General features: G+C 40.9%; 21 protein-coding genes. 1 reads left to right on the forward strand and 20 read right to left on the reverse strand.

Annotation, left to right across the window (positions count from 1 at the left end; translation table 11 throughout):
- Positions 1–523 precede the first annotated feature (523 nt).
- A complete protein-coding gene (locus tag I6F54_RS09130) occupies positions 524–2,371 on the forward strand; it encodes a cation:proton antiporter (protein WP_007586413.1) in 1,848 nt (615 codons plus the stop codon).
- 70 nt (positions 2,372–2,441) lie between these two features.
- Here I6F54_RS09130 and I6F54_RS09135 read toward each other — a convergent pair whose 3' ends face one another.
- The 20 genes from I6F54_RS09135 to rplC all read right to left on the reverse strand — a co-directional run bounded on the left by I6F54_RS09135 (position 2,442) and on the right by rplC (position 18,278).
- Entirely contained in the window at positions 2,442–3,080 is a 639-nt protein-coding gene (locus I6F54_RS09135; protein ID WP_007586412.1) for a tetratricopeptide repeat protein, read from the reverse strand.
- Between the two features lie 111 nt (positions 3,081–3,191).
- Positions 3,192–4,505 (reverse strand): adenylosuccinate synthase, encoded by a 1,314-nt coding sequence (locus tag I6F54_RS09140; protein ID WP_010554354.1) that lies wholly within the window; start codon positions 4,503–4,505, stop codon positions 3,192–3,194.
- Positions 4,506–4,719: 214 nt separating this feature from the next.
- Entirely contained in the window at positions 4,720–5,598 is an 879-nt protein-coding gene (gene hflC, locus I6F54_RS09145) for a protease modulator HflC (protein WP_010554353.1), read from the reverse strand.
- A gap of 5 nt (positions 5,599–5,603) precedes the next feature.
- Positions 5,604–6,773, reverse strand: coding sequence for an FtsH protease activity modulator HflK (gene hflK / locus I6F54_RS09150; protein ID WP_010554352.1), 1,170 nt, complete (start codon positions 6,771–6,773; stop codon positions 5,604–5,606).
- A 100-nt stretch (positions 6,774–6,873) separates the two neighbouring features.
- Entirely contained in the window at positions 6,874–8,163 is a 1,290-nt protein-coding gene (gene hflX, locus I6F54_RS09155; protein WP_007586404.1) for a ribosome rescue GTPase HflX, read from the reverse strand.
- 15 nt (positions 8,164–8,178) lie between these two features.
- Positions 8,179–8,442, reverse strand: coding sequence for an RNA chaperone Hfq (gene hfq, locus I6F54_RS09160; protein ID WP_007586402.1), 264 nt, complete (start codon positions 8,440–8,442; stop codon positions 8,179–8,181).
- 78 nt (positions 8,443–8,520) lie between these two features.
- Positions 8,521–9,438 (reverse strand): tRNA (adenosine(37)-N6)-dimethylallyltransferase MiaA, encoded by a 918-nt coding sequence (miaA, locus tag I6F54_RS09165; protein WP_007586400.1) that lies wholly within the window; start codon positions 9,436–9,438, stop codon positions 8,521–8,523.
- Positions 9,439–9,448: 10 nt separating this feature from the next.
- Positions 9,449–11,296, reverse strand: coding sequence for a DNA mismatch repair endonuclease MutL (mutL, locus tag I6F54_RS09170; RefSeq protein ID WP_197141005.1), 1,848 nt, complete (start codon positions 11,294–11,296; stop codon positions 9,449–9,451).
- A 32-nt stretch (positions 11,297–11,328) separates the two neighbouring features.
- On the reverse strand, positions 11,329–12,672 hold the full coding sequence (locus I6F54_RS09175) for an N-acetylmuramoyl-L-alanine amidase (RefSeq protein WP_165727098.1): 1,344 nt from the start codon (positions 12,670–12,672) through the stop codon (positions 11,329–11,331).
- Positions 12,673–12,699: 27 nt separating this feature from the next.
- The gene (gene tsaE, locus I6F54_RS09180; protein WP_007586392.1) at positions 12,700–13,167 is read right to left on the reverse strand and encodes a tRNA (adenosine(37)-N6)-threonylcarbamoyltransferase complex ATPase subunit type 1 TsaE; all 468 of its coding nucleotides are present in this window, start codon (positions 13,165–13,167) and stop codon (positions 12,700–12,702) included.
- A 486-nt stretch (positions 13,168–13,653) separates the two neighbouring features.
- On the reverse strand, positions 13,654–13,911 hold the full coding sequence (rpsQ, locus tag I6F54_RS09185) for a 30S ribosomal protein S17 (protein WP_002957888.1): 258 nt from the start codon (positions 13,909–13,911) through the stop codon (positions 13,654–13,656).
- Complete coding sequence (rpmC, locus tag I6F54_RS09190) at positions 13,911–14,102, reverse strand: 50S ribosomal protein L29 (protein WP_002957889.1); 192 nt, start codon at positions 14,100–14,102, stop codon at positions 13,911–13,913. Before rpmC ends, rpsQ begins: the two co-directional genes overlap by 1 nt.
- Entirely contained in the window at positions 14,102–14,515 is a 414-nt protein-coding gene (rplP, locus tag I6F54_RS09195) for a 50S ribosomal protein L16 (RefSeq protein ID WP_002957890.1), read from the reverse strand. The genes rpmC and rplP overlap by 1 nt, the downstream gene beginning before the upstream one ends.
- 12 nt (positions 14,516–14,527) lie before the next feature.
- Positions 14,528–15,229, reverse strand: a complete 702-nt coding sequence (rpsC, locus tag I6F54_RS09200; protein ID WP_002957891.1) for a 30S ribosomal protein S3 — start codon at positions 15,227–15,229, stop codon at positions 14,528–14,530.
- 11 nt (positions 15,230–15,240) lie between these two features.
- On the reverse strand, positions 15,241–15,573 hold the full coding sequence (gene rplV / locus I6F54_RS09205) for a 50S ribosomal protein L22 (protein ID WP_002957892.1): 333 nt from the start codon (positions 15,571–15,573) through the stop codon (positions 15,241–15,243).
- Positions 15,574–15,586: 13 nt separating this feature from the next.
- On the reverse strand, positions 15,587–15,865 hold the full coding sequence (gene rpsS, locus I6F54_RS09210) for a 30S ribosomal protein S19 (RefSeq protein ID WP_004588689.1): 279 nt from the start codon (positions 15,863–15,865) through the stop codon (positions 15,587–15,589).
- Between the two features lie 15 nt (positions 15,866–15,880).
- On the reverse strand, positions 15,881–16,705 hold the full coding sequence (gene rplB, locus I6F54_RS09215) for a 50S ribosomal protein L2 (RefSeq protein ID WP_002957895.1): 825 nt from the start codon (positions 16,703–16,705) through the stop codon (positions 15,881–15,883).
- A gap of 15 nt (positions 16,706–16,720) precedes the next feature.
- Positions 16,721–17,023, reverse strand: coding sequence for a 50S ribosomal protein L23 (gene rplW / locus I6F54_RS09220; protein ID WP_002957896.1), 303 nt, complete (start codon positions 17,021–17,023; stop codon positions 16,721–16,723).
- On the reverse strand, positions 17,020–17,625 hold the full coding sequence (rplD, locus tag I6F54_RS09225) for a 50S ribosomal protein L4 (protein ID WP_002957897.1): 606 nt from the start codon (positions 17,623–17,625) through the stop codon (positions 17,020–17,022). The genes rplW and rplD overlap by 4 nt, the downstream gene beginning before the upstream one ends.
- Before the next feature lie 17 nt (positions 17,626–17,642).
- Entirely contained in the window at positions 17,643–18,278 is a 636-nt protein-coding gene (gene rplC / locus I6F54_RS09230) for a 50S ribosomal protein L3 (protein ID WP_002957898.1), read from the reverse strand.
- Positions 18,279–18,290 lie beyond the last annotated feature (12 nt).

Genomic DNA, 18,290 nt, shown 5'->3' on the forward strand with positions numbered 1-18,290 from the left:
GATGGGGGGCTAAATATTGAAAGTAATAGTTCAACTCAAACCTTTATTTACTTAAATAATTAAATAAACTTGTTTGGCAAAACCATACCAAGAATTCGGCAAATGATATTTTGTAATGCTCTAATACTAGAAACATCACTAACACATGATTATAAAGATTAAAAATGACGTTAGGATTAACAAGCCTGTTTTATCTTCAATAAACTTCGTTAGATGACTAATTATTAGAACACGAAGTATAATACACCAAATACCCCTTTAAAATCAAGGTTAAAATTCGAACTAAGTTAATACGAAACACTCATACCCTTTATATTGTTATTAAAATTCAATAAATTAAACAATTAATACACTTTAAAATAAGGTGGCTAAGTTCTCGCTAAATAATTTAAGCCTACTAATCTTTTATAAGCAGCTAAAATTGATTAGTAATATTTCAGTTTCCGGTGTATACCCCTGTATTAATAATTAACAAAAGTTATACTTTCTAAACATATCGTCATAAATAAGGAATTCTTAATCTATGTCAGCAATTTACATAGCCGGTATCGCACTTTGCTCTGTGCTTGCCCAATGGGTCGCGTGGGCTTTTAGAGTACCCGCTATTCTTTTTTTATTGCTTACTGGTCTTTTACTTGGACCATTTAGTGGTGTTTTAGACCCTGATGCACTTTTAGGTGATTTACTGTTTCCAGTAGTATCACTAAGCGTTGCCATCATTTTATTTGAAGGTTCCTTAACTCTGCATTTCAGAGAATTAAAAGGGATAGGAAAAGTTGTAAGGAATCTCTGCTCAATCGGTATGCTTACTACCTGCATTATTATTAGCTTAAGCGCCTACTGGTTGCTTGAGCTCAATTGGCGTGTTGCTGCGGTACTAGGCGCAGTACTCGTTGTTACTGGCCCTACCGTTATAGCACCGCTATTAAACTCAATGCGTCCAACACAAGACATAGACCGCATACTTCGCTGGGAAGGTATTGTAATAGACCCAATTGGCGCATTATTTGCTGTATTGGTATTTGAAGCTGTAATGCTTGTAGGCCAAGGCGAAGTATTTAGTCATACTATTATTGCTTTAGTTAAAACCCTGGGTGTTGGTTTAAGTATTGGTGTTGCTGCAGGTTGGCTAACAACCCTATTAATGCGTCGCGAGTGGCTGCCATTTGAATTACATAAGTTTGGAATTTTAGCACTAGTCCTTATTAGTTTTTCTGTATCAAACTATTTAAGCCATGAATCAGGCTTATTAGCAGTAACTGTATTTGGTATTTGGCTTGCGAACCAAGACGATTTAGAAATAGATTCTGTACTTGAGTTTAAAGAAGACTTGTCGATGATATTAATATCAACGCTGTTTATTTTACTTGCAGCACGTTTACAGCTTTCTGATTTGATGATGCTCGACAGCGATGTATTTATATTTTTAGCTATTGTGCTTTTTGTTGCACGCCCACTGTGTATTGCTATTTCGACCTTTGGTACTGACTTACCAATGAAGTCTCGCTTGGTACTTGCCTGGATTGCTCCACGCGGTATAGTTGCCGCAGCCGTTGGGTCGGTATTTGCACTAAGTATGATGGAAGCTGGCGTTGCTGATGCTGAAAAGATGGTGCCACTTATATTTACGGTGATCATCATTACGGTTGTGCTGCAAAGCTTAACAGCCATCCCTGTTGCCAAGCTATTAGGTGTACGCCAACCATCGCCAAACACAATATTAATTATTGGTGCAAACCATGTATCGCGTGCAATTGGACGTGGCTTACAAGAGCAGAATATTCCGGTTCACCTTTCAGATCCTGCATGGGAAAACTGCAGAATGGCACGTATGGATGGCTTAGCTTGTTATTATGGTAACCCGCAATCAGAGCATGCTGAACGCTACTTACCTCTAACAACTATTCGCAGTGTCTTAGCGCTATCGCCAAACCGTCATCATAATGCGCTAGGCGTTCAATACTTTTCGCATTTACTTAATGAAAAAAATGTATTTTCGCTTCGCTCATCAACGTCGCATGCTAAAGCAAATAAAGACAGTGCAACGTTTTTATCTAGACAAATATTGTTTGGCGACGAAGGCTCATACGCACGTTTGAGCAGTATCATAGCTAAAGGCGGTAAGGTTAGTTCAACACGTATCTCGGATGAGTTTAGCTGGGAGCAATACCTAGAAATGAACCCTGAGGCTATCCCTTTGTTTATTCTTAAAGGTGATAAAGACAGCGACGACGATACGCCAATTAAGCTAAGACCGTTTACAATCAACATGGAAAAACCGCCGCAAGAAGGCGAGCGTGTTGTTGCATTACAGCCGCCTAAAATGTCGGTCTTAAAAGACCCGCAAACAAAGGCTAAAGAAGAAAGTTAAACACTTTTATTACCTGTAAAAACTGAAAAACCCTAACTTAAAAAGTTAGGGTTTTGTTTTTTAAGAGCCATTAAATAGGAAGGCGAGCTCGCGCAACCACACTATCTGGCATTTTTTGCGCTAACTTAGTCAGCGCTCGCTCAATTTTTTTATGAGTCGCTTTATCTGCGACCATAGAATTAAATAGCCAACGGTATGCATCTTCAAAATCACGCGGGCTGCCATAGCCATCATTAAATAATTTAACCAAACGTAGTTGTGCTTTTAAATTGCCTTGCGACGACGCTTCACGCAAATACGTAATTGCCATTGCTTTATCTTGCTGAACTAAACGCCCGGTGTCGTAGTAACGCCCTAACTGCTCTAGCGCTGCCGCTAAGCCTTGTTCAGCCGCTTTTCGCATGTAATACACACCTAACTCTACATTACGATCCACGCACACGTTATAAGCCAGCATATCGCCGTATAAAAATTGATAAGACGGCAATGCCATTTTATTGGCTCGTGCTTCTATATCTTGCACTAACTGGCAATCATCTGCCTTCACCCGCGCTAAATGCGTATTTTTATTTATTAACGCAATTAGCTCAGATTCTGTATACAGCGGTACAGCAGCAGGGCTTTCTGTAGCTAAGCTGTTGGTTGCTATAAATAAAGACAGCGGAATTAATGAAAGCCTTAATACGCAATTACGGTAAAATAAACGCATGCTCACCACTTATAAAAATAAACTTATTAAAATATATACAAAGATCGTTCCAAGGTGAATTTTAGATACAAAAAAAGCTGCACTAGGCAGCTTTTTTTAATCTAATGGTAATTACGCAAACGGGTTGCGAAGTACCATAGTTTCTACGCGGTCTGGACCTGTAGAAATAATATCAATTGGAACACCCGTAATTTCTTCAATACGCTTGATGTAGTCAATCGCAGCTTTTGGTAAACCGTCAAGACTCGTTACACCAACAGTGTTTTCTGACCAACCTGGCATTTCTTCGTATACTGGCGTTACTTTATCGTAACCTTCAGCTGCTAATGGTGTTACGTTAGTAACTGTGCCATCTTCAAGCTTGTAACCAATACAGATTTTAAGCGTTTCTAAGCCGTCTAAAACATCAAGCTTAGTTAAACAAAAACCTGAAATACTGTTGATTTGAACCGCACGGCGCATAGCCACTGCATCTAACCAACCAGTACGACGAAGTCGACCTGTTGTAGCGCCAAACTCATGGCCTTTATCACCTAAGTGCTTACCAACTGGATCTTGTTTCTCAAGACCGTCGTAAAGCTCTGTAGGGAAAGGACCTGAACCAACACGTGTAGTGTACGCTTTAATAATACCTAAAACGTAATCAAGGTTTAATGGACCAAAACCTGCACCAGTAGCAACGCCACCAGCTGTAGTATTTGAAGATGTTACATAAGGGTAAGTACCGTGATCGATATCAAGTAACGTACCTTGTGCACCTTCAAATAAAATGTTTTCGCCTGCTAAACGCGTTTGATCTAAAAGCTCAGTTACATCTACAACCATTGCTTTTAAGATATCAGCAACAGCCATTGCATCATCAAACGTTTTTTGGAAATCTACAGCGTCTACTTTGTAGTAGTTAACTAAAGTGAAGTTATGGTATTCAAGAACTTCTTTTAATTTAGCTGCAAATAATTCAGGATTAAATAAATCGCCTACGCGTAAACCACGGCGAGCCACTTTATCTTCGTACGCAGGACCGATACCACGGCCAGTTGTACCAATTGGCTTATCGCCACGAGCAGTTTCGCGGGCTACATCTAATGCAACATGGAAAGGCAAGATTAGCGGACATGCTTCACTTATTAAAAGACGCTCACGTACTGGTACGCCGCGTTCTTCAAGCATGCCAATTTCTCTCATTAGCGCTTCTGGTGATAAAACTACACCATTACCAATCACACATTTAACATTGTCACGTAATACACCCGATGGAATAAGGTGTAGAACCGTCTTTTCACCTTCGATAACTAAAGTATGACCCGCATTGTGGCCACCTTGATAACGAACTACTAAAGATGCTTTGTCTGTAAGGAGATCAACTACCTTACCCTTTCCTTCGTCACCCCATTGGGTGCCTAATACAACAACGTTTTTACCCATCGTAAATTCACTTAGAGAAAATTAGGACGAGATTTTACCAGAAAACTAAAGTAAAGATCACCCCTGTTCAGCTTATTTTTTCTGCGCGCATTTGTTATATCCAAATATTAGCTAATAACCACATAAATAACAGTGATTTAAAGCACTAGACTGTGTTTAACAAAAAGCCCCGCAAATGCGAGGCTTTTTAACTTTTAAATAATTAACGTAAAGCCTATTGAGCTTTAGCGCCTTTCATATATTGGAAGAAGTCGCTATCTGGTGAAAGCACCATAACGTCTTGCTTATTTTTAAAAGTCTTTTTGTAAGCCTCAAGCGAACGCACAAAACTAAAGAACTCAGGGTCTTTGTTATACGCGCTTGCATAGATGCCTGCGGCATCAGCATCGCCTTGACCACGTACAGAACGCGCATTACGCTCTGCATCGGCAAGCATTACTGTTACACGACGGTCAACACCCGCACGAATAGTCTCGGCTTTTTCCTGACCTTCAGAACGATGCTCTTTTGCAACAGCAGTACGCTCAGCGCGCATACGTTGGTAAATAGAGCTACTCACTTCTTGTGGTAGGTTGATTTGCTTAACACGTACGTCTAGTACTTCAATACCTAGCTCACGTGCACTTTCAGAAGCTTGTACTAACGCTTCTTCCATCAACTCGCTACGCTCACCTGATACAATTTCACGAATTGTACGTGTACCAAAGTTTGTACGAAGACCATTATTTACTTTTTGTTTAAGTAGCGTTTCAGCATATTGCTTATCGCCACGGGCACGTAAGTAAAAAGCGCTAAAGTCATTAACACGCCATTTTACAAACGAATCAACAATTAAGTCTTTTTTCTCACTAGTAACAAAGCGATCCGGCGCACCATCTAGCGTTTGAATACGTGCATCAATACGACGTACTTGGCTAAAAAATGGCACCTTAAATTGTAGGCCTGGGCCATATACAATCGCTTGATCGTCACTGTCTTTTTGTACTTTACTAAATAACATTACAATTGCTTTTTGCCCTTCAGGTACAACAAATACCGATGAGAAAGACATAACAATGGCAGCTAATAGTATTACTAAACTAAAGTTTTTCATTATGATTATCTCCCATCATTGAAGCGGTCGTTGTTAAAGCGGTCATTGCCACTATTAACAGAGCTATTGCGCGACGTATTTACTTTATTGCGTAAATCTTGAATATCACTAGAGCTTGGAAGTGCAACACGTGTTGCTGTCCCTTGCTTATCCATGATCTTATCAAGTGGTAAATAAAGCATGTTATTACCGCCTTTAACATCAACCAATATTTTAGAACTACTCCCTAACACTTCTTCCATTGCATCAATGTATAAGCGCTCACGAGTAACTTCTTTAGCTGCTTGATATTCAGGTAGTAGCTTTTCAAAACGAGCTACTTCACCTTGTGCTTCTAATGTAATACGCTCTTGGTAACCTTCCGCTTCTTGAGTCATACGCGTTACTTGACCACGAGCACGCGGTTCAATTTCACGAGCATATGCTTCTGCTTCACGAATGAAACGTTCTTCATCTTCTTGTGCAGCAATCGCATCATCAAATGCATCTTTAACTTCAGTTGGCGGACGAGAGTCTTTAAAGTTCACGTCAGTAACAATTAAACCTAAGTTATATGGTTCGATAATCTTATTAAGCTCATCCCATGTATTTTGACGAACAACCTCACGGCCATTAGTTAATACTTGGTCCATTTTTGCATGGCCCACAACGTAACGTAGTGCACTATCTAGTGCTTCTTCTAAGCTACTATCAGCGTTAGTTACGCTAAATTCATAAAGGTATGGGTCAATAACACGGTATTGCACCTGAAACTCAACGCTCACTACGTTTTCGTCTTCAGTAAGCATAAAACCAGAAGCCGATAATGAACGAACTGCTTCAATATCTACTGGGATTACCGTTTCAATAAACGTCATTTTCCAACGCAGACCAGGATCAGCAATTCGGTCATATTTACCAAATTGAAGAACCACACCACGCTCGGCTTCTTTAACCGTATAAATACCACTTAACGCCCATACAATAACGGCGATAATAAGTATGAATGAAATACCGGCTCCGCCAAGTCCACCGCCGCTACCATTGCCGGATTTTTTCCCGCCAAATAAGCCACCGAACTTGTTACTAAACTTGCGGAACACCTCGTCTAAATCAGGTGGGCCTTGATCACGTCCGCCTTTATTATTCCACGGATCTTTGTCATTGCCATTATTACCCGGTTCATTCCAGGCCATAGCTATACTCCATTGTTATCTAAATAAATTAGGAAATTGTGTTAAATCTAACAAATCTACCGCGTTTCTCATACAAAAACCGACATTAAAACGTCAATTTTTAATTACGGTTGATAAAACCAGCAATTTCAGGACCAAATTCTTTAATTAAACGATTCCACTCAACCATTGGCATTCTAACATCTAACAGCCAATTACCTTGCTCATCAAATCGCTCTTCATGTACTGCATTTAAACTAAACAATGCAGCCCTTAGGCGACCATACAATGGCGTAAGAAATAATGTTTCGTTAAACATCTTCTTAGCAAGCAGTTCACTAATAGCCTCACTAAGTAATTCACACCCTTCACCAGTCTGAGCGCTAAGCCATACTCTTATAGGTTGGCCTTCGTCATCTCGATCAATACGTGGGCTTACGTTATCCAGCGCATCAATTTTATTATAAATTAATAGCTGTGGTACTTCATCGGCTTCAATTTCTTTAAGCACCGATTGTACTTGTTCAATATTTTCTTGAAGACGAGAGTCTGCTGCGTCAATTACATGTAACTGTAAATCAGCTTCACGAGTTTCAGTTAGCGTTGCTTTAAAAGCAGCAACTAAGTCGTGCGGTAAATGACGAATAAAGCCCACTGTATCAGCCAAGATAACAGGACCAACATCACCTAATTCAAGCTTACGTAGAGTCGGGTCAAGCGTTGCAAACAACTGATCGGCCGCGTATACATCTGAATTCGTAATTCGATTAAATAATGTAGATTTACCCGCATTGGTATAGCCAACTAACGATACCGTAGGTATTTCGTTACGAGTACGAGCTCGCCTACCTTGTTCGCGTTGCACTGCTACTTTAGCTAAACGCGCACGGATATTTTGAATTCGGGCACGAAGTAATCGTCTATCTGTTTCAAGTTGGGTTTCACCAGGTCCACGTAAACCAATCCCGCCTTTTTGGCGTTCAAGATGGGTCCAGCCCCGAATTAATCGAGTCGACATATGGCGAAGTTGTGCCAATTCAACCTGCAGCTTACCCTCATGGGTACGTGCACGTTGGGCAAAAATATCAAGAATTAGCGTCGTTCTATCAAGCACACGACACTGACAAACACGCTCTAAATTACGCTCTTGTGACGGCCTGAGTTGATGATTGAAAATTACGACATCTGCATTGTGGATTTTGACAATCTCAGCTATTTCTTCTGCTTTACCGGTACCGACGAATAGTTTCGGATGTGGTGCTTGACGGCTGCCTTGCACAACCGCCAAACTACTAACACCAGCAGAAGATACCAACATTTCTAATTCATGAAGATCTTCACGATCCCCTTCTTTAGGTAAGTCGATATGAACTAAAATTGCCTGTTCGCCGGATTCATAGCGGTCAAACAAACATTATGCTCCTAATTAAAAGTTACCAGCTTCTGGTTCTTCAGTGTCTTCACTCCCTTGAACTGCTTGGAAGTTAACTGCGCGAGCAGGGACAACTGTTGAAATTGCATGCTTATAAACCATTTGATTTACGGTGTTCTCTAGTAAAATAACAAATTGGTCAAATGACTGAATTTTGCCTTGTAATTTTATGCCATTTACCAAAAAGATTGATACTGGAATGCGCTCACGTCGTAGTGCATTCAAAAATGGGTCTTGTAACGATTGGCCTTTTGCCATGTTATTGTTCCTTCGTTCTAGGTGTTATTATAATTAAGTGGCTGAACTTATTTGATAAAAAACAATATTCAACTACTACTAGCTTAGCGAACTTACTACACGATGCAAGTTTTCTTCGTCACCCGTTGTTAACCAAGTAACATCAGGCCAGCTACGAAGCCACGTTAACTGACGTTTTGCCAATTGACGTGTTGCTGCGATGCCACGAAAAACCATTTCATCATGGCTTGTTTCACCCGCAAGGTAATCCCACATTTGTCTATAACCAACACAACGAATAGAAGGCATATTGGGGTGTAAATCCTTACGTAGATATAGGGTCGAAACTTCATTTTCAAACCCCTGATCAATCATTATTTTAAACCTTTCTTCAATTCGGCGATGTAATTCGCTACGTTCTTGCGGTGCAATCGCAAATTGATGAAAAGTATAAGGTAAAGCCGGCTGTTTTTGCTTTTGCAACTCAGTCATGGTCTTACCAGTTAACCTGTAAACCTCTAAAGCTCGATTAATTCTTTGTGAGTCATTCTCACTTATTTTTTCGGCTGCTTTTGGGTCAACTTTAACTAATTCTTTATATAAATGAGGCCAGCCAAATTCTTTAGCTTGTGCTTCTAGCTCTGATCTTATTACTGTATCTGCTTCAGGCAAAGGCGATAAACCATCAATTAAAGATTTAAAGTACAACATTGTACCTCCAACCAATACAGGCACTTTACCTTGTCTATGAAATTCGTCAATTTTTTGTACTGCATCGCGCCTAAAATCAGCAACTGAATATGTTTCACTCGGGTCAAGTAAGTCGATCAGATGATGCGGAGCTTTAGCAAGTTCTTCTGCATCGGGTTTTGCAGTACCAATGTTCATATCTTTATACACTAACGCTGAATCAACGCTGATTATTTCTGTATTTAAATGCTCGCACAGTGAGATTGCCAATGCTGTTTTACCAGCAGCAGTTGGACCCATTAAAAATATGACTGGTAAATTACTCAACACTGATACCTTAATCTAATTGCATTAAATAGTGATTTAGCTCTATTTTAACTGCTTTTTCGCGTAAGCGTTCAATAGTTTGCGGATTATTTTGTAAGCGCATTTGTTGCGCTAAAAACACATTGCTTAAATAAAACCGGGGAGGTACACATTTTATCTGCCACTCTAACCAATTCTCTATATTTTCAAGATCTGCTTTACACCCATCAAGTAGCTCACCTATCGCTGTACTTACATCAAGTAAATATAAGCACGCTGGCAATTTTTTAACCATTACAAACTGTTTTTCTATTACGAGTTCAAAACCAAGTAAAGTAAACCACGATTGCTGAGCTTCTATAAGTAAGCAATCTTCTTTTGATAAGTTTACTCTTACGGGCAGCAAAAGGGCTTTCCCTTCTAAACTTCCGGACTCTTTAATTTGATTATGCCAATCATCTACCAATGCATATTTGAAATGTGAGCAATACAATTGCTGCTCAACACTAAATACACACGCACCTTCATTAACACTGATGATTGAAACTGTCTTTAAAACATTATGCGCAGACTCTAACTGGTGTTGTGCTACGGGTATGTTTGCTACATTATCAAAATGCGCAGCGTGTTGCTCACTCACACCTTGATAAAACGCGTTTACATCATGATGGCTCGTACTTGGTGTAGCCCGATATCCCCCATTACCTCCACCAGTTCTAGTGCCTGATGATGAGCTACCAGCACTTCCAGAATAAGAGGGCTGTAATGGCGATTTAGGATAATCAAACACAGCCTCGCTCTGAATATTATTAGCAGTGCTATGCGTTGTTCCCATGAATACTGGCACAGACTCTGTTTCTGTGTTCACAGGTTCGTTACTAAATTCGCCTTGCAGTGGTACTACTACCTGCTTAATGGCTTGCAATATAAAATCATGAATTAAGCGCCCTTGATGAAAGCGCACTTCATGCTTAGCAGGGTGAACATTTACATCAACCTGTCGTGGGTCAATATCAATATAAATAACAAACCCTGGAAGCTCTTGAGTTCCACTTACTTCTTCAAATGCTTGGCGTATAGCATGCAGAATAAGTTTATCGCGCATCATACGATTATTAACATAAGTATACTGAGTCGTATTAGCTGAACCTACAGGCAGTACCCAACCATGCAGCTGTAAGCCACCCTCTCCTGATTGAATATGCAGACCTTGCTCAGCAAAAGCCTTACCTGCAACTTGCGCTACACGTGTAATAGCCTGAGAGGGATCTGTCTTCGCACGATACTGCCTTACTACTTTTTCGTTGTGAGTTAGTGTAATAGAGACATCAAAGCGACTAAGCGCAATACGCTTTATCAACTCATCAATGTGGCTAAATTCAGTCTTTTCGGTGCGTAAAAACTTACGCCTTGCTGGGGTATTAAAAAATAAATCTTTTACTTCAATCGTTGTGCCATCAGGGTGCGCTACAGGCTTTACTTGCACGGCCATATCGCGACCTTCTGCAAATGCTTGCCAGGCTGCTTCTTGCTCTTTAGGTTTTGAGCTCAGCGTTAAACGCGATACAGAGCTAATTGACGCAAGCGCTTCGCCCCTAAAACCAAGTGAACAAATATTTTCAAGGTCATCTAGAGATTTTAATTTACTCGTAGCGTGACGAGAAAGTGCAAGCGTTAGCTCATCTTTACTTATCCCTGAGCCGTTGTCGCGAATACGAATAAGCTTATGACCACCACGCTCTATATCTATTTGAATACGTGTAGCGCCAGCATCTAAACTGTTTTCGACCAACTCTTTTACTACCGACGCTGGGCGCTCTACCACTTCGCCTGCGGCAATTTGGTTAGCTAAACGCGCGGGTAATATTTCAATATTCATTAATTTCCTAACAGATATATTTTAGTGATGATTTAGCTTTGCGGTATATCGAGCTCTTGCCCAATAAATAAAGTATTAGAGCTAAGCTTATTAACTTGTTTTAATTTAGTGACCGTAATGCCATAGCGACTCGCTAACATACTTAAAGACTCACCCGGGCGGACTTTATGCTTTGTTGGATATTGCGATTTTAATTTGGCAAATAAAGAATCATCGGGTGGATTTTTTAAATAATAATTTTTAATTGAAGTAAATATAGCTTTAGCCAAACGCTCTTGATGGTTAGCACTTTTAAGCAGCTTTTCTTCTCGTGGGTTAGATATAAACCCTGTTTCTACTAAAATTGATGGGATATCTGGTGATTTAAGTACAGCAAGACTCGCATGTTGGGGATCTTTTTTATGCAGCTTAGCAACTTTACGTAGCTCTTTAACCACTTCGTCAGCTACGTTTAAGCCGGTTTTCATAGAGTGATCCATCGACATATCAAGTAATGCTTGCGCTAAGTATTTTTCGTTAGCGGCATCTTTCATTACATCCGCAGCGCCACCTAAAAGCTCAGAGTGCTTTTCTTTATCTTCTATCCATTTACCTATCTCTGAATTAGCACGCCTTAACGACAACACCCAAACAGAGGCACCATTTGGTCCCGGGCTCGTAAATGCATCAGCATGAATAGAGACAAAAAAGTCGGCCTTTTTTTCACGAGCACGATTGGTACGCGTATTAAGTTTTACAAAGTAGTCACCGCTTCGTACCATGCGCGAAATCATCCCACGTTCGCCATCAATCATGCGCTCTAAACGTTTTGCAATTTGCAGTGTTACTGTTTTTTCGTACGTGCCAGATGGACCAATTGAACCTGGATCTTCGCCGCCATGACCCGCATCAATTGCAATCACAATATCGCGCTCTTGGCTTAACTGGCGGTTTTTAGCTGCTGTTTGAGCAGGAGAAACAACTGTGGCAGCTTGGCTTTTATTGTATAAATCAACAACGAGCCTGTTTTTATAAGGGCCTGTAGGCGCTAAAGCAAATACAACTGGCTTTACTGGTGCGTTTAATTCAAACACTAACCGAACACTGTGCTTATTTTTAGGTTTTGAGTAGCGTAGCTTGCTCACTATTTGATGTTTTGGTGGTACACCTGGTAGTATTTTTAATTCACTAGTGTTTTCTAAATCAATTACTAAGCGGCTTGGGTTTTTAAGCATGAAATAGCTAAAGTCAGGCTTATCATTTAAATCAAATACCACACGCGTACTATCAGGGGACGGCCATACGCGTACACTATTAATTGTATTTTTGGCCCACAGCGGCAAGCTTATGGTAATAACCATAAGGTAAATAAAGAGTTTAACTACACCTCGGCTCATTTGATAATTACTGCCTTAACTATATTATTATTTGTTATTTAGTTTTTCGACAATTGCTACACCACGCTCACTGGCGCTATTAATAACAATTTTACGTTCGTTACCCATATAGCTTAGAGTAATATCTAAATCAGGCACAGGAATAAATTCACCACCTTTTTCTGGCCACTCAACAACGCAAATTGCATCTGGTGAAAAATAATCGCGTATTCCCATGTATTCTAGTTCTTCAGGGTCACCTAAGCGGTATAAATCAAAATGATAAACATTTGCGCGCTCGAGTTCATAAGGTTCAACAAGTGTATACGTTGGGCTTTTAACTTTGCCTGTATGTCCAAAGCCTTGCACTACACCTCGAGTAAACGTTGTTTTACCAGCGCCTAAATCACCATGTAAATAAATAACCGCACCTTGCTCTATAATATCAGCAACGCAATTACCCATTGCGACCGTGGCTACTTCATCAGTCAAATGAAATTCAAAACTACGCGTCATTACTACCTCAAAAATTCATTCAAAAGCGCATATTTGCTAATCATACCAGAATATTAATTTAAGGCGATAAATTGAGGTTTTAGACATAAAAAAACAGATAAGCTGATAATGAAAGTTGTGTATGGATGTCTATTTTCGATACTTTGAAACTGTATTATTGTAATAAAATAAGGTAAGTGAGTTCTCAGACTAAAAGACTGTAAAAGAAAAGTAACACCACGAATTAGATGACCCCATATTGGCATTAAATTAACTGAGATATGTAAGTTTATTATCTAACTTCTTCTGATTCAGCAGATGGTTCTGCTAGCAAAAAAGTAACTGGTAAATGAAACTCTCACTACTCCCCAAGATAACTTTGTATTTTCAGATAGAAGACTAATCCAGGTGACCCGCTCATCCTAGTTTACTGTTTGCAGGTGCTTTAAAAACAAAAAGCCCCAGCTAATGCCGGGGCTTTTTTACAAAACTAACTTAATTAAAAAATTAAGCTTGTTTTGGACTAGAAATAACGTCTACTAAAGTCCAAGATTTATTCTTAGAAATTGGTGCGCATTCACGGATAGTAACTACGTCACCCGCTTTTGCTGTGTTATTTTCGTCATGTACGTGTAACTTAGTCGTACGTTTAATGAATTTCCCATAGATTGGGTGCTTCACATAACGTGCGATAGCGATAGTGAAAGATTTTTCCATCTTGTCGCTGATTACACGGCCTTGAAGAGTACGAATTTTATCGCTCATTATTGACCTGCCTTCTGGTTAATAACTGTTTTTACACGCGCGATATCGCGGCGTACTGTTCTTAGCGTGTGTGTCTGAGCTAACTGACCAGTGCTAGCTTGCATGCGCATATTAAATTGCTCACGAAGTAGTCCTAGAAGTTCAGCATTAAGCTCTTCTACGCTTTTGTCTTTTAGTTCGCTAGCTTTCATCACATTACCGTCCGAGTTACGAAAGTTGTTTTGAATGGCAATTTACGAGCAGCAAGGTCGAATGCTTCACGAGCAAGCTCTTCTGAAACACCTTCCATTTCGTAAAGTACTTTACCAGGCTGAATTTCAGCAACCCAATATTCAACAGAACCTTTACCTTTACCCATACGAACTTCAAGAGGTTTTTCTGTAATCGGTTTGTCAGGGAAGACACGAATCCAGATTTTACCTTGACGTTTCACGTGACGCGTCATAGCACGACGAGCTGCTTCGATTTGACGAGCAGTCATACGGCCACGGCCAGTTGCTTTCAATCCGAAAGTACCGAAGCTTACTTTGTTACCGTTTTGCGCTAAACCGCGGTTGCGGCCTTTGTGCATTTTACGGAATTTTGTACGTTTTGGCTGTAACATTAGTCGCTACCTCTACTTAGCACTTTTCTTGGCTTTCTTTGGTGCGCGTTTAGCTGGCTTCTCTTGCTCTTGTACTAGTGGTAAACCACCAATAACTTCGCCTTTGAAGATCCAAACTTTAACACCAATGATACCATAAGTGGTTAAGGCTTCAGAAGTTGCGTAATCGATATCAGCACGAAGAGTATGTAGAGGTACACGACCTTCACGATACCATTCTGAACGTGCGATTTCAGCGCCGCCAAGACGACCGCTAACTTCAACTTTAATCCCTTTAGAACCGATGCGCATTGCATTTTGTACCGAACGCTTCATAGCGCGACGGAACATAACACGACGTTCTAGTTGAGAGGCAATGCCGTCTGCTACTAGTTGTGCATCTAGTTCTGGTTTACGTACTTCAGAGATATTAATCTGAGCAGGTACACCAGCGATTTTAGTTACCGCTTGACGTAATTTTTCTACGTCTTCGCCTTTTTTACCGATAACAACACCCGGACGAGCCGTGTGGATTGTTACTCGGATTGATTTTGCTGGACGCTCAATAACGATTTTAGACACAGAAGCCGTTTTCAATTCCTTTGTAAGGAATGTACGAACTTTGTGATCGCCAAAAAGCTGTGCAGAGAAATCTTTTGAACTCGCGTACCAGGTAGAAACCCAAGGTTTAGATATACCTAGGCGAATACCAGTAGGATGAACTTTTTGTCCCATTACTTATACTCCTAGCTATCTGAAACCATAACAGTGATATGGCTTGTACGCTTAAGGATGCGGTCTGCGCGTCCTTTAGCACGAGGCATAATACGTTTCATTGTAGGACCATCGTCCACAAAGATCGTTGTTATACGAAGCTCATCAATGTCAGCACCTTCGTTATGCTCTGCGTTAGCAATAGCAGACTCAAGTACTTTCTTAACTAATACAGCGGCTTTCTTAGGGCTGTACGCCAGGATTTCTAGTGCGCGATCTACAGGTAACCCGCGGATCTGATCTGCAACTAGACGTGCTTTTTGCGCCGAACCAGAGGCGAATTTATGTTTAGCTAATGCTTGCATTTATCTTCCCCTCTTATCGTTTCTTCGCTTTCTTATCCGCAGCATGGCCACGGTAAGTGCGAGTTGGTGCAAATTCACCTAGTTTGTGACCGATCATTTCGTCAGAAACGAAAACTGGTACGTGCTGGCGACCATTATGGACAGCAATGGTCAATCCGATCATGTTAGGTATGATCATTGAACGACGGCTCCAAGTTTTAATTGGCTTTTTCTCACCGCTTTCCAAAGCTTTCTCTACCTTCTTCAGCAAGTGTAGGTCTATAAAAGGACCCTTCTTGAGAGAGCGTGGCATGGCTATTCCTCAATATTACTTAGTACGACGACGTACTATAAATTTATCCGTACGCTTGTTCTTACGCGTCTTCGCACCTTTAGTCGGTTTACCCCATGGAGACACAGGATGACGACCACCAGATGTACGACCTTCACCACCACCGTGTGGGTGATCTACCGGGTTCATGGCAACACCACGAACTGTCGGACGAATACCACGCCAGCGATTTGCACCTGCTTTACCAAGTGAACGAAGCATATGCTCAGCATTGCCTACTTCACCTAGAGTCGCACGACAATCAGATTCAACTTTACGAACTTCGCCTGAACGAAGACGTAATGTTACATATTGACCATCACGAGCAAGGATTTGAACGTATGCACCAGCAGAACGTGCTATTTGAGCACCTTTACCTGGTTTTAATTCTACGTTGTGAACAGTCGAACCTACAGGCATATTACGCATTGGTAATGCATTACCAGGTTTGATTGGTGCATCAACACCAGACTGGATTGCATCGCCAGCTTTTAAGCCTTTAGGTGCGATAATGTAACGACGCTCACCGTCTGCATATAATACAAGAGCGATGTTTGCGCTACGATTTGGATCGTATTCTAAACGTTCAACAGTAGCTGGAATGCCATCTTTAGTACGTTTAAAATCGATTAAACGGTAGTGTTGTTTATGACCACCACCGATATGACGAACCGTAATACGACCATTGTTATTACGACCACCTGATTTAGAGTTTTTCTCTAAAAGTGGTGCGTATGGCTTACCCTTATGTAGATCAGAGTTAACCACTTTAACTAGGTGACGACGGCCCGCAGAAGTAGGCTTACACTTTTGAAGTGCCATAATTCTATCCCCTTATTACTCGGCGCCGCCGACAAAGTCTAGCTCGCTGCCTTCTTTAAGAGTAACGTAAGCTTTCTTCCAGTCGCTACGACGACCGAAACGTGCGCCAGTACGTTTTGTTTTACCCTTAACGTTAAGTGTGCGAACACCAGTTACTTCTACTTCAAAAAGCTTCTCAACTGCTACTTTAATTTCAGCTTTAGTTGCGTCATTTACTACTTTAAAAACAATAGTATTGTTTTCTTCAGCAGCAATTGTGCTTTTTTCAGAGATATGTGGAGCAAGGATCACTTTTAAAAGACGTTCTTCGCGAATCATGCTAGCGCCTCCTCAAGTTGCTTAACAGCAGCGGCTGTAATAAGTACCTTATCGAAAGCAATTAAGCTTACAGGATCGATACCAGCTACATCACGTGTGTCAACCTTATAAAGGTTACGTGCCGATAAGAAAAGATTTTCATCTACTTCTTCAGTCACGATAAGAACATCTTTAAGCTCAAGTTCTTTAAGCTTAGCAACTAGTTCTTTAGTTTTTGGTGCTGCTAGAGCAAAACTTTCAACAACGATTAAACGCTCTTGACGAACTAATTCAGATAAGATGCTTTTAATCGCACCACGGTACATTTTACGGTTTACTTTTTGGCTGTGGTCTTGTGGTTTAGCTGCAAAGCTAACGCCACCTGAACGCCAAATTGGGCTACGGATTGTACCGGCACGTGCACGGCCAGTACCTTTTTGAGCCCATGGTTTTTTACCACCACCGCTTACTTCAGAACGTGTCTTCTGAGCACGAGTACCTTGACGAGCGCCTGCTGCGTATGCAACAACTACTTGATGTACTAATGCTTCGTTAAACTCACGTCCAAAAGTAGCTTCAGAAACTTCAAGACCGCCAGAAGCGTCTTTAATTGCTAATTCCATCACTAAATCTCCAGGACTTATGCTTTAACAGCTGGTTTAACGATAACGTCACCGCCAATAGCTCCAGGTACTGCACCCTTAACTAAAAGCAAATTACGCTCAGCGTCAACGCGAACTAGTTCTAAGTTTTGAGTCGTTACACGCTCAGCACCCATATGACCGGCCATTTTCTTACCTTTAAACACCTTACCAGGTGATTGGTTTTGACCGATTGAACCAGGAGCACGGTGAGATAGAGAGTTACCATGTGTAGCGTCTTGCATGCTGAAATTCCAGCGCTTAACACCACCTTGGAAACCTTTACCTTTAGAAGTACCGGTTACGTCAACCTTGTTGATTTCGTTGAATAATTCAACAGTAAGCTCAGCGCCTACTTCAAAATCGCCTTCACCACCGTTAAGGCGGAATTCCCACAGACCGCGACCCGCTTCAACACCAGCTTTAGCGAAATGACCCGCTTTAGCTTTGTTTACACGACTTGCTTTTTTAGTGCCTGCGGTTACTTGAAGCGCGTTATAACCGTCTGTTGCGTCAGATTTGATCTGAGCAATGCGGTTAGGTGTCGCTTCAATAACTGTCACAGGGATAGATACACCATCTTCAGTGAAGATTCGTGTCATACCCACTTTACGACCGACTAGACCTAATGCCATTTTCCTAAAACC

This window comes from Pseudoalteromonas sp. SWXJZ10B (assembly GCF_015864475.1).
Lineage (GTDB): Bacteria > Pseudomonadota > Gammaproteobacteria > Enterobacterales > Alteromonadaceae > Pseudoalteromonas > Pseudoalteromonas arctica.

Bases quoted from the DNA above. Each gene is read 5' to 3' on its own strand.
- I6F54_RS09130 (WP_007586413.1), top strand. From the start codon at position 524: ATGTCAGCAATTTACATAGCCGGTATCGCACTTTGCTCTGTGCTTGCC.
- I6F54_RS09135 (WP_007586412.1), bottom strand. From the start codon at position 3,080: ATGCGTTTATTTTACCGTAATTGCGTATTAAGGCTTTCATTAATTCCG.
- I6F54_RS09140 (WP_010554354.1), bottom strand. From the start codon at position 4,505: ATGGGTAAAAACGTTGTTGTATTAGGCACCCAATGGGGTGACGAAGGA.
- hflC (WP_010554353.1), bottom strand. From the start codon at position 5,598: ATGAAAAACTTTAGTTTAGTAATACTATTAGCTGCCATTGTTATGTCT.
- hflK (WP_010554352.1), bottom strand. From the start codon at position 6,773: ATGGCCTGGAATGAACCGGGTAATAATGGCAATGACAAAGATCCGTGG.
- hfq (WP_007586402.1), bottom strand. From the start codon at position 8,442: ATGGCAAAAGGCCAATCGTTACAAGACCCATTTTTGAATGCACTACGA.
- mutL (WP_197141005.1), bottom strand. From the start codon at position 11,296: ATGAATATTGAAATATTACCCGCGCGTTTAGCTAACCAAATTGCCGCA.
- I6F54_RS09175 (WP_165727098.1), bottom strand. From the start codon at position 12,672: ATGAGCCGAGGTGTAGTTAAACTCTTTATTTACCTTATGGTTATTACC.
- tsaE (WP_007586392.1), bottom strand. From the start codon at position 13,167: ATGACGCGTAGTTTTGAATTTCATTTGACTGATGAAGTAGCCACGGTC.
- rpsQ (WP_002957888.1), bottom strand. From the start codon at position 13,911: ATGAGCGATAAAATTCGTACTCTTCAAGGCCGTGTAATCAGCGACAAG.
- rpmC (WP_002957889.1), bottom strand. From the start codon at position 14,102: ATGAAAGCTAGCGAACTAAAAGACAAAAGCGTAGAAGAGCTTAATGCT.
- rplP (WP_002957890.1), bottom strand. From the start codon at position 14,515: ATGTTACAGCCAAAACGTACAAAATTCCGTAAAATGCACAAAGGCCGC.
- rpsC (WP_002957891.1), bottom strand. From the start codon at position 15,229: ATGGGACAAAAAGTTCATCCTACTGGTATTCGCCTAGGTATATCTAAA.
- rplV (WP_002957892.1), bottom strand. From the start codon at position 15,573: ATGCAAGCATTAGCTAAACATAAATTCGCCTCTGGTTCGGCGCAAAAA.
- rpsS (WP_004588689.1), bottom strand. From the start codon at position 15,865: ATGCCACGCTCTCTCAAGAAGGGTCCTTTTATAGACCTACACTTGCTG.
- rplB (WP_002957895.1), bottom strand. From the start codon at position 16,705: ATGGCACTTCAAAAGTGTAAGCCTACTTCTGCGGGCCGTCGTCACCTA.
- rplW (WP_002957896.1), bottom strand. From the start codon at position 17,023: ATGATTCGCGAAGAACGTCTTTTAAAAGTGATCCTTGCTCCACATATC.
- rplD (WP_002957897.1), bottom strand. From the start codon at position 17,625: ATGGAATTAGCAATTAAAGACGCTTCTGGCGGTCTTGAAGTTTCTGAA.
- rplC (WP_002957898.1), bottom strand. From the start codon at position 18,278: ATGGCATTAGGTCTAGTCGGTCGTAAAGTGGGTATGACACGAATCTTC.